General features: G+C 59.8%; 8 protein-coding genes. 6 read left to right on the top strand and 2 right to left on the bottom strand.

All coding sequences use genetic code 11. The features are described from left to right. The 5 genes from FEM54_RS14645 to FEM54_RS14625 all read left to right on the top strand — a co-directional run. A partial coding sequence (locus FEM54_RS14645; RefSeq protein WP_138451587.1) for a response regulator occupies window positions 1-1,860 on the top strand: 1,860 nt, incomplete at its 5' end. Then, entirely contained in the window at window positions 1,861-2,691 is an 831-nt protein-coding gene (locus tag FEM54_RS14640) for a CheR family methyltransferase (RefSeq protein ID WP_017138795.1), read from the top strand. Then, window positions 2,688-3,287, top strand: coding sequence for a chemotaxis protein CheB (locus FEM54_RS14635; protein WP_017138794.1), 600 nt, complete (start codon window positions 2,688-2,690; stop codon window positions 3,285-3,287). Before FEM54_RS14640 ends, FEM54_RS14635 begins: the two co-directional genes overlap by 4 nt. Then, window positions 3,281-4,474, top strand: coding sequence for a hybrid sensor histidine kinase/response regulator (locus tag FEM54_RS14630; RefSeq protein WP_017138793.1), 1,194 nt, complete (start codon window positions 3,281-3,283; stop codon window positions 4,472-4,474). The genes FEM54_RS14635 and FEM54_RS14630 overlap by 7 nt, the downstream gene beginning before the upstream one ends. Before the next feature lie 78 nt (window positions 4,475-4,552). Further along, window positions 4,553-4,930, top strand: coding sequence for a response regulator (locus FEM54_RS14625; RefSeq protein WP_003217591.1), 378 nt, complete (start codon window positions 4,553-4,555; stop codon window positions 4,928-4,930). A 26-nt stretch (window positions 4,931-4,956) separates the two neighbouring features. Here the strand turns inward: FEM54_RS14625 and FEM54_RS14620 are convergent, their stop codons facing one another. Together FEM54_RS14620 and FEM54_RS14615 are read right to left on the bottom strand one after the other, a co-directional pair. Then, complete coding sequence (locus FEM54_RS14620; RefSeq protein ID WP_138451585.1) at window positions 4,957-6,627, bottom strand: ATP-binding protein; 1,671 nt, start codon at window positions 6,625-6,627, stop codon at window positions 4,957-4,959. After that, complete coding sequence (locus FEM54_RS14615; protein ID WP_138451583.1) at window positions 6,624-8,126, bottom strand: ATPase domain-containing protein; 1,503 nt, start codon at window positions 8,124-8,126, stop codon at window positions 6,624-6,626. The genes FEM54_RS14620 and FEM54_RS14615 overlap by 4 nt, the downstream gene beginning before the upstream one ends. 1,077 nt (window positions 8,127-9,203) lie before the next feature. Here FEM54_RS14615 and FEM54_RS14610 point away from each other — a divergent pair. Beyond that, window positions 9,204-10,085, top strand: a complete 882-nt coding sequence (locus FEM54_RS14610; protein WP_138451581.1) for a LysR family transcriptional regulator — start codon at window positions 9,204-9,206, stop codon at window positions 10,083-10,085. Window positions 10,086-10,174 lie beyond the last annotated feature (89 nt).

Genomic DNA, 10,174 nt, shown 5'->3' with positions numbered 1-10,174 from the left:
AACCTGATCAACGATATTCTGGATATTTCCAAGGTCGAAGCCGGCAAGCTGGAAATGCGCCCGGAAAACTCCAGCGTGGCGCGCCTGGTCGATGGCCTGCGCGGGATGTTCGAGCCGCTGGCGGCTGACCGCAAGCTGGGCTTCCAGGTGGACATTCAAGCGGATGCGCCGCTGATGCTGTTCACCGACCGCCAGCGCCTGGAGCAGATCCTCAAGAACCTGCTGTCCAACGCGGTCAAGTTTACCGAGCAGGGTGATGTCAGCCTGTCGGTATCCCGTGCAGCAGGGGAGGGCGTAGCCTTTACCGTGCGCGACTCGGGCATTGGCATCGCGCCAGACCAGCAGGAAAGTATCTTCGAAGCCTTCCGCCAGGCCGATGGCACCACCAACCGCCGTTACGGCGGCACCGGGCTGGGCCTGTCGATCTCCCGTGATCTGGCGACCTTGCTCGGCGGCTATATCAGCGTGACCAGCGAACCGGGCAAGGGCAGCGTATTCACCCTGGTACTGCCGGAGCAATATGTAGAGCGCGAGGAAGGTGCCGCGCCGATCGAGCCGCCGCGCCAAGTGGTGGCGGCACCTGCACCCAAGCCCATCGCGATCTCACCGCTGCCGGTGGCCGATGCCAAGCAGATTCCGCGCTTTGCCGACGACCGGGACAAGGCACCGTTCGCTACCCGCTGCATCCTGGTGGTGGAAGATGAACCCAATTTCGCCCGCATCCTTTACGACCTGGCCCACGAACTGGGCTACAACTGCCTGGTCGCCCACGGCGCAGACGAAGGCTACAGTCTGGCCGAGGAGTACATCCCGGACGCGATTCTGCTGGACATGCGCCTGCCCGACCATTCCGGGCTGACCGTGTTGCAACGCCTCAAGGAGCACGCCAATACCCGCCACATTCCCGTGCATGTGATCTCCGTTGAAGACCGCGTCGAAGCCGCCATGCACATGGGCGCCATCGGTTATGCGGTGAAGCCGACCACCCGCGAAGAGCTCAAGGACGTGTTTGCGCGCCTGGAAGCCAAGCTGACCCAGAAGGTCAAGCGCGTGTTGCTGGTGGAGGACGATGACCTGCAGCGCGACAGCATTGCCCGCCTGATCGGCGACGATGACATCGAAATCACCGACGTCGGCTACGCGCAGGCCGCCTTGGACCTGCTGCGCACTAACGTCTACGACTGTATGATCATCGACCTCAAGCTGCCGGACATGCTCGGCAATGAGCTGCTCAAGCGCATGGCCACCGAGGATATCTGCTCGTTCCCGCCGGTGATCGTCTACACCGGGCGTAACCTGACCCGCGACGAAGAAGCCGAGCTGCGCAAGTATTCGCGCTCGATCATCATCAAAGGCGCGCGCTCACCTGAACGCTTGCTGGACGAAGTGACACTGTTTCTGCACAAAGTCGAATCCCAGCTGTCCCATGACCGCCAGAAGATGCTCAAGACCGCCCGCAGCCGCGACAAGGTCTTCGAGGGGCGCAAGATCCTGCTGGTCGACGACGATGTGCGCAACATCTTCGCCCTGACCAGTGCCCTGGAGCACAAAGGCGCGGTGGTGGTGATCGGGCGTAACGGTCATGAAGCCATCGACAAACTCAATGAAGTCGAGGACATCGACCTGGTGCTGATGGACGTAATGATGCCGGAGATGGACGGTTACGAGGCGACTGCCTTGATCCGCCAGGACCCACGCTGGAAGAAACTGCCGATTATTGCAGTGACGGCCAAAGCCATGAAGGACGATCAGGAACGCTGCCTGGCGGCGGGCTCCAACGATTACCTGGCCAAGCCGATTGACCTGGACCGGCTGTTCTCGCTGATTCGCGTATGGCTGCCAAAGATGGAACGCATTTAAGTGGAGCAAGTTTTCTTGGAAAAAAGCAGCGACATTGAGCTGCGCCTGCTGATTGAGGCAATTTACCTCAAGTACAGCTACGACTTTCGCGACTATTCCGGCGCGTCCGTCAAGCGCCGCGTGGCCCACGCACTGCGCCAGTTCGATTGCGCGACCATTTCTGCGCTGCAGGAGCGGGTGCTGCATGATCCGACGGCGTTCATGCAGTTGCTGCAGTTTCTGACGATCCCGGTGAGCGAGATGTTTCGCGACCCCTCGCACTTTCTGGCGATTCGCCGGGAAGTGGTGCCGCTGCTCAAGACCTACCCGTCGATCAAAATCTGGATCGCCGGGTGCAGCACGGGCGAGGAGGTGTACTCCATGGCGATCCTGCTGCGCGAAGAGGGTTTGCTGGAGCGCACCATCATTTACGCCACGGACATCAACCCGGCGTCCCTGGACAAAGCCAAGCAAGGGATTTTCTCCCTGGAGAACGTGCGTGCGTACACTGCCAATTATCAGCAGGCGGGCGGCCAACGTTCATTTGCCGACTACTACACAGCGGCTTACGATTACGCGATCTTCGACAAGACGCTGCGCGAGAACGTAACCTTTGCCGATCACAGCCTGGCAACCGATAGCGTCTTCTCAGAAACTCAGTTAATTTCATGCCGTAACGTATTGATTTATTTCAATAAAAAGTTACAGGATCGAGCGTTTGGGTTGTTTCATGAATCGCTGTGCCATCGCGGCTTCCTGGTGCTGGGCAGTAAGGAAACCCTGGATTTCTCCGCCTACAGCAAGCAATTCGAACCCTTGGTCAAACAGGAACGGATCTACCGAAAATCATGAGCGAGGCCGCAACTAACCCGCCACGCGGGATTGAAGCCATCGTCGTCGGCGCCTCCGCCGGCGGTGTTGAGGCGTTGCTGACGATTTTTGGTACGTTGCCTGACACCTTCAGTTTGCCGATTATTGCCGTGTTGCACCTGCCGGATGAGCGCCGCAGCCAGCTGGCCGAAGTCTTTGCGCGGCGCCTGAGCATTCCGGTGCAAGAAGCACGCGACAAGGAAACGATTACGCCAGGCACCCTGTATTTCGCCGGCCCCGGCTATCACCTGTCGGTAGAAAGCGACCGTAGCCTGTCGATGAGCCAGGAAGACCGCGTGCACCATTCGCGGCCGGCCATCGATTACCTGTTCGCCTCGGCTGCCGACACCTACGGCAACAGCCTGCTGGCGATTCTGCTGACCGGCGCCAACCAGGATGGCGCGCGTGGCCTTGCCCACGTCAAAGACTCGGGAGGCACCACCATCGTCCAAGAGCCCACAGAAGCACGTATCGCCGTGATGCCCTTGGCGGCGCTGGCCTTGCACACACCTGATCATATTCTCACCTTGAGCCGGATTGGCTCACTGCTGGCTTCCCTGGAATCTTCCCCATGTTAAGTACTGTCCAGGCCAAACTGCTGATCGTCGACGATCTGCCGGAAAACCTGCTGGCCCTTGAGGCGCTGATCAAGCGCGAAGATCGGCAGGTTTTCAAGGCCTTGAGCGCTGACGAGGCCTTGTCACTGTTGCTGGAGCATGAGTTCGCCATGGCGATTCTCGATGTGCAGATGCCCGGCATGAACGGTTTCGAGCTGGCCGAACTGATGCGCGGCACCGAAAAGACCAAGAACATCCCGATTGTGTTCGTCAGCGCCGCCGGCCGCGAACTCAACTATGCCTTCAAAGGCTATGAAAGCGGTGCGGTGGATTTTTTGCACAAGCCGCTGGATATCCATGCGGTGAAAAGCAAGGTCAATGTGTTCGTCGACTTGTACCGCCAGAGCAAGGCCATGAAACAGCAGGTCGAAGCCCTGGAGCGCAGCCGCCGCGAGCAGGAGCTGCTGCTGACGCGCCTGCAGGCCACCCAGGCGGAGCTTGAGCAGGCCGTGCGCATGCGTGACGACTTCATGTCGATCGTCGCTCACGAAGTGCGCACACCGCTTAACGGGCTGATCCTGGAAACGCAGCTGCGCAAGATGCACCTGGCTCGGGATAACGCCGCCGCGTTTACCCTGGACAAGATGCACGCCATGGTTGACCGCGACGAGCGCCAGATCCAGAGCCTTATCCGCCTGATCGAGGACATGCTCGACGTGTCGCGCATCCGCACCGGCAAACTGTCGATTCGCCCGGCGCGCTTTGACCTGGCGCAACTGGTGCGCAACCTGGTGAAAAACTTCGCCCCGCAAGTGGCATCCGCCGGTTCTTCGATGCACCTGGTTGCCGATGAACCTGTGGAGGGCAATTGGGATGAGTTCCGTATTGAGCAAGTGGTCACCAACCTGCTCACCAACGCTTTGCGTTACGGTGCCAAAAGCCCAGTGGATGTGCGTGTGTACACCGAGCACGGTGAGGCGCGCGTCGAGGTGCGTGACCGTGGCATCGGCATCAGCGCAGACAACCAGAAGCGCATTTTCCAGCAATTCGAACGCGTTTCGGCCAGCCATGTAGCGGCAGGCCTGGGCTTGGGGCTGTTTATTTCCGAGCAGATCGTGACGGCCCATGGCGGCACCATCGAGGTGGAAAGCCAGATAGGCGAGGGCGCGTTGTTCAGGGTGTGCCTGCCACTTGGCGAGCCGCAATGAAATCAATCGTCGCCTCGACGCAACCTCTGCGTGACCCCATGGTCGTACTTGCAGCAACTGACCGGACAAAGGCTTCCCATGAGTGAAGATGCACAAGATGTCGTACTGATCGTCGAAGACGACGAATCCATTATGTTTGTGCTGGGTGAATACCTGGCAGGCCTGGGCTACCGGGTGCTGAAGGCGATCGATGGGGAGCAGGCCTTCGAGATTCTGGCGACCAAGCCGCACCTGGACCTGATGGTCACGGATTACCGCCTGCCGGGCGGGATTTCCGGGGTGCAGATCGCTGAGCCTGCGATCAAGCTGCGACCTGAATTGAAAGTGATCTTTATCAGCGGTTACCCGCAAGAAATACTCGACTGCAACAGCCCGATCACGCGCAACGCGCCAATCCTGGCCAAGCCGTTTGATCTGGATACCTTGCAAGAGCATATCCAGCGCCTGCTGGCCTGAAGCAATAGGGCTGCCTCGCAGCAGCCCTATTGCTTGATCATCTCACGCACCTTGGCCGTCAGCAGGTCGAAGGTGAACGGCTTGGTGATCAGTTGCATCCCTGGGTCCAGGAACCCGCCGCGCACCGCCGCATGCTCGGCGTAGCCAGTGATAAACAATACCTTGAGCTCCGGGCGCAATTGCCGCCCGATTTCTGCCAGCTGCCGCCCGTTCATGCCGGGCAAGCCCACATCACTGATCAACAGGTCAATGCGTTGGTCGGATTCGATGATCGGCACGGCGGTATTGGCATCGCCAGCCTCGACAAAGGCATAGCCCAATTCCTTGAGCACTGCGCTGACCAGTACGCGTACGGCGGCGTCGTCTTCGACGATCAATACCGTCTCACCGGCATTGGCGAATGGCAGCAGTGCCGGGTTGGTGACGGCGTCCGCGACGCGCTCCCCGATAAAACGCGGCAGGAACAGGCTGACTGTCGTGCCCTTGCCGACTTCACTATGGATGGTGACATGGCCATGGGATTGGCGGGCAAAGCCGTAGATCATCGACAAGCCGAGGCCGGTGCCCTGGCCGATCGGCTTGGTCGTGAAGAACGGGTCGAAGACGCGGCCCAACAGACTTTCGGGAATACCACAGCCGGTGTCGCTGACGCTCAGTTCCACGTAATCGCCTGGCAGCAAGGTGCCATAGGCGGCCGTGAACACATTGTCGAGGTGGCGGTTGGTGGTCTCAACGGTCAGGCTACCGCCGCTGGGCATGGCATCGCGCGCATTGATCACCAGGTTGAGCAGGGCGCTTTCCAGCTGATTGGGGTCGGCCTCGGCGGTCCAGAGTTCATCGGTCAGACGCATGTCCAAGGCGATGCTTTCATTGATACTGCGTTGCAACAGTTCGCCCATGGAGCTGACCAACTGGTTGATCTCCACCGGCTTGGAGTCCAGCGACTGGCGACGTGAGAACGCAAGCAGGCGATGGGTCAGGCCGGCGGCGCGGTTGGCCGAGGTGACACCCAGGTCAATCAGACTGTCCAGATCGTCCAGTTTTCCACGCGCGACCCGCCTGCGCAGCAACTCCAGGCTGCCGATAATACCGGTAAGCATGTTGTTGAAGTCATGGGCGATACCGCCGGTCAACTGGCCGACAGCCTCCATTTTCTGTGACTGGCGCAAGGCTTCTTCGTTGTTGCGCAATTGCGCTGTGCGTTCTTCAACCTGCTGCTCAAGGGTTTCCAAAGTGCTTTGCAGGCGCTGCTCGCTCTCGCTCAAATCAACCAGGCGGTCACGGGCCTCGTATTGGCGGCGCCGCCCACGCAGTGCCGCGCTCACCAGACTGATCAGGGTTACCGGGTGGAAAGGGCGCTCCAGAAAGGTCACGTTGCCCAGCAGGCCACTCAGGTGGGATGAGCCGTTCTGTTCACGGCCGCCATGGTGGGTCATCAGCACGATGGGCAAATCGGACCAGGCCGGCTGCTCATGCAGGTAATGCAGCAGGGGCTCCAGATCGACACCGCGCAGGGCTTCAGCGGCAATCAACAACATACCGACGCCTTGCCCAAGTGCTTCGCAGAGTTCAGTCAGGTTCCCGGCAACCATGCCGGTGTAGCCGGCTTCCTCGAGCATCATCAGCGCCAGGGAGCCGTCACGGCCCAGTGGCGCGAGAATAATTGCGCGCTCGGAGACGGGAGAAAGGCCGGTCACACGCCCTCTTCCTTGAGCAGTGGGGAACCGGCGCCCATATAAGTCGGGATACCGCGCAGTACGCCCTGGAAGTTGTCGAGCGGCTCGCCCACTGTCAAACCACTGCCGCCGATACGGTATTCACGAATGGTGGACTCGTGGCTGCCGGTACGTTTCTTGATGATCGAAATGGCCCGGCGGACCTTGCCGAGTGCTTCGAAATAACGCAACAGGATCACGGTATCAGCCAGGTAAGTAATATCGACGGGGGCCTGCATGTCGCCTACCAACCCATGTTGGGCCACCGTCATGAACGTCGCCGCGCCGCGACGGTTCAGGTACAGCAGCAACTCGTGCATATGCAGGATCAGAGAGTTTTCCTCAGGCATCGCTGCCTGGTAGCCGTTGATACTGTCGATGACCACGGTCTTGATCCCACGTTCATCGACGCAACGCCTGACTCGGTGGGAGAACTCGCCTGGCGACAGCTCTGCCGCGTCCACCTGCTCGATCAGCAGGTTACCGGTGTCTTGCAGCGCGGCGAGGTCGATACCCATATTTTTCATGCGTTCGAACAACAGGCCCAGCTCTTCATCGAAAATAAACAGCGCAGCTTTTTCACCACGCGCCACTGCGGCGGCGGCAAATATCATCGAGATCAACGATTTGCCGGTACCGGCCGGGCCGAGGATAAGCGTGCTGGAGCCGGTTTCTACGCCGCCGCCCATCAAGGCGTCCATTTCACGGATGCCACTGCTCAAAGTCTGACGCACGTAACCACCACGATGCTCGGCGGCCACCAGGCGCGGGAACACGTGGATGCCGTCTTGCATGATGGTGAAGTCGTGAAAGCCACCACGGTATTTCTGGCCACGGTACTTCACCACGCGGATGCGGCGGCGTTCAGCGCCGTAGGTGGGCGTCAACTCTTCCAGGCGAATCACGCCGTGGGCCACGCTGTGCACGGTTTTATCCAGGGATTCGGTGGTCAGGTCGTCAAGCAGCAGGACGGTGGCGTCGTAGCGCACAAAGTAGTGTTTGATCGCCAGGATCTGGCGGCGATAGCGCAGCGAGCTTTGGGCCAGCAGGCGGATTTCCGAAAGGCTGTCGACCACCACGCGAGTGGGCTTGATCCGTTCCACCACTTCAAAAATCTGCCGGGTTGCCTCACCCAGTTCCAGGTCGGAGGAATACAGCAGGCTTTGCTGGTGCTCGGCGTTGAGCAGGCTTTCCGGTGGGGTCAGCTCGAAGATGTGAATGTTGTCGTCCAGGTCCCAGCCGTGGGACTTGGCGCCCTGACGCAACTCGCGTTCGGTTTCTGACAGGGTGATGTACAAGGATCGCTCACCGTTTTTCGCGCCGGCTTGCAGAAAGTGCAGCGCTACGGTGGTTTTCCCGGTGCCGGGTTCGCCTTCCAGCAGGAACAGGTGGCTGCGTGATAGCCCCCCGGAAAGAATGTCATCAAGACCTTCGATGCCGGTGGCCGCCTTTTCACTGAACAGCTCTTTGGATGTAGACAAGAAGTGCCCTCGGGTCACGTACAAGTAAAGGGAGGCGCGTCGGCTTGGACGCGCCATATTTACTTGACCGTAGCGGGTTGTGGCGGTTCAACCTGTCGTATAAATCGTTGGATGGGTCGTTGGTGTGTATATCCGTTGCTGCGGTAACGGCCGCTTAGGGTTCCGCTCTTACAGCGGGTCACTTTTGTAAAGACACAAAAGTAACCAAAAAGTCTTCGCCCCAACACTCGGTGCCTCGCTTTGGCTCGGCATGCCCTCACTCCGGCTTGAATCCGTGGGCCGCCGCGATGGGCCATCCTTGGCCCAGCGCGGCTAACCCGGCGTCCTGCCGGGTTACCCACGGATTCAAGCCTGCGTTCGGCCATCGTGGTTAACGGGGCGTCTCAGATCAAAAGCAGATCAAGATCAAAAGCAGAGCACGGCGGCCTGAAAGCCGACCTGAGTGGTTGAAGCAAGAGCCAGATCAAGTGCAAAGCAAAAGCCTATCTGAATACACTGAAGAGTTGCTTTTCTGTGGGAGCTGGCTTGCCTGCGATGCAGACACCTCGGTACATCAGGCACACTGAGTTGATGCTATCGCAGGCAAGCCAGCTCCCACATTAGACTGAGTATGGCTTTGCTGTTGCTGTTGCTGTTGCTCCGGCTCTTACATCCTTTTCGATGACGAAGTCAGCGGTCTTTTGATCTGCGCTTTTGATCTTGATCTGAAATCGCCCCGTCAAACACGATGGCCGGAATCTGACAGTGATTTGGGGGGTAAACCGGCAGGGATGCCGGTTTAGCCGCGCTGGGCCAAGGATGGCCCATCGCGGCGGCCCCCCAAATCACTGGCGGATTGCGGGCATGCCGAGCCTAAGCGAGGCACCGAGTGGTGGGGCACAGACCTTTTGGTTACTTTTGTGTCTTTACAAAAGTGACCCGCTGTAAGAGCGGAACCATAGGCCGCCGTTACCGCAGCAACGGCTATGCACCCAGCGCTCCTGCACCCCCCAGATCTCATCCCCCTCACCAGCATTTGCTTTGCGGTTTGGCGACTGCCAGGCTATAAACCCGCCAAATGTCCACCGAGAAGCGACAATGAACCCCTTCGAAGACATGCGCCTGTTTTGCCAAGTCATGGAGTCCGGCAGCTTCACCGCGGCCGCCGAGCAATTGGGCCTGTCCAAGCAGTTCGTCAGCCGCCGCCTGATCCAGCTGGAAGAGCGCCTCGGCGTGCGCCTGCTCAACCGCTCTACACGCCGATTGGACGTCACCCCACTGGGCCAGAGTTATTACGAGTCGGCTTTGCGCCTGCTCGGTGAAGTCGAGCAAGTAGAGCAGGGCATCGCCGGCCAGAATAGCGAACCGCGGGGCACGATTCGGCTCAGCGCGCCGTTGTCGTTTGCCATGGCCCATCTGGGCTGCCTGTTGCCGCAGTTCCTGCAACGCCACCCGCAGGTGTCGGTGGAAGTTGACTTGAGTGATCGCCCGGTGGACCTGATCGGCGAGGGCTACGACCTGGTCTTGCGCATCGGCACGCTGGAAGACTCAACCCTGATTGCCCGGCGCATCGCCAGTGTGCAGCGAGTGTATTGCGCCAGCCCTGATTACCTCGCTGCCAAGGGTACGCCGCTCAGGCCTGAAGACCTGGCCGACCACGACTGCCTGCCCTACGGCCATGGCCGCCAAGTGCAATGGCGCTTCAAAGGCAAGTTGCAGGCGCTCAGCGTCAGTGGACGCATGCGCGTAAACAATGGCGAGTTGCTGCGCGACACTGCGATCGCCGGGTTGGGCGTCACTTATTTGCCGACCTTTATCGTCGCCGAGGCCTTGAAGGACGGGCGTTTGGTGACGTTGCTGGATGACTTCGCCCCCGAGGCCCTGACGCTCTCGGCGGTCTATCCACAGCACCGGCAAAGTTCGCGGCCAGTGCAGGCGCTGGTGGAGTTTTTGCGCGAACGCCTGGCCAGCGGTTGCTGACCCACACGCATCTATTGTGAAGACTGGCTTATGTGGGAGCTGGCTTGCCTGCGATAGCATCACCTTGGTGTGACTGACACACCGAGGTG

Origin of the sequence: Pseudomonas edaphica (assembly GCF_005863185.1) — a bacterium.
Classification (GTDB): domain Bacteria; phylum Pseudomonadota; class Gammaproteobacteria; order Pseudomonadales; family Pseudomonadaceae; genus Aquipseudomonas; species Aquipseudomonas edaphica.
This window is presented reverse-complemented; position numbering and strand designations above follow the sequence as displayed.

What these genes read in the sequence shown, in the direction of transcription:
- FEM54_RS14635 (WP_017138794.1), top strand. Translation starts at nt 2,688, where the DNA reads ATGAGCGAGGCCGCAACTAACCCGCCACGCGGGATTGAAGCCATCGTC.
- FEM54_RS14630 (WP_017138793.1), top strand. Translation starts at nt 3,281, where the DNA reads ATGTTAAGTACTGTCCAGGCCAAACTGCTGATCGTCGACGATCTGCCG.
- FEM54_RS14610 (WP_138451581.1), top strand. Translation starts at nt 9,204, where the DNA reads ATGAACCCCTTCGAAGACATGCGCCTGTTTTGCCAAGTCATGGAGTCC.
- FEM54_RS14625 (WP_003217591.1), top strand. Translation starts at nt 4,553, where the DNA reads ATGAGTGAAGATGCACAAGATGTCGTACTGATCGTCGAAGACGACGAA.